Raw genomic sequence first — 580 nt, forward strand, 5'->3', positions numbered from 1 at the left:
TATAACGCCCCATTAAGAGGCTTTTAATTGTTGGCTAAAATGTGTAGCGTAGCGGAACCTAGCCAACTGTTAAAAGTCCTGCTTGAATGGCTTGTTATAAGTTGCCTACTCTGCAGCTTTGACTTTCCTTACTCGGATCGTGAGGCATGCAGTTGTTATAAGCATATGTTACATGATGGCGGCCATTGTCATCCAAAATATCACACTTAAGATTGCAAGGGTTACCTAATGCACTTCGCCAATAGTGATGCTTGTTTTCGTACTCTGCTTCAAATACTACAGAGATTTTTACCGAAATAACCCATTCCGATGGGATATTATGTTTTACCAACAATCGATTGAGCATATTGTGATAATTGGTAATCATCAAATCAAAGTTGTTTGAAGGTGGAGTTATCTCTTTAGTTCTCAAGTCGACAAAGACAGCCTTTATTTCATGTTGAACTACAAGATTGTAAAGTTTACCTATAGCCCAATAACCATCAATATCATTATTTCGACTATTGAATGAACCGATAATACCGCTAGCGATACTGCCTAACTCCTTTCGACGAGCCATAATTCTCCAGCGACTTATAAC

The 580-nt window shown here is 38.4% G+C and carries 1 protein-coding gene; it reads right to left on the minus strand.

Features of this window, described 5'->3' with window-relative positions:
• Positions 1-94: 94 nt before the first annotated feature.
• A complete protein-coding gene (locus tag H4J39_RS00035) occupies positions 95-559 on the minus strand; it encodes a hypothetical protein (protein WP_182225422.1) in 465 nt (154 codons plus the stop codon).
• Positions 560-580: the final 21 nt, after the last annotated feature.

Origin of the sequence: Colwellia sp. Bg11-12, assembly GCF_014076955.1 — a bacterium.
In the GTDB taxonomy this organism is placed as follows: Bacteria; Pseudomonadota; Gammaproteobacteria; order Enterobacterales; family Alteromonadaceae; genus Colwellia_A.

Excerpts from the sequence above, each read along its gene's own strand:
- H4J39_RS00035 (WP_182225422.1), bottom strand. The coding sequence starts at position 559 with ATGGCTCGTCGAAAGGAGTTAGGCAGTATCGCTAGCGGTATTATCGGT.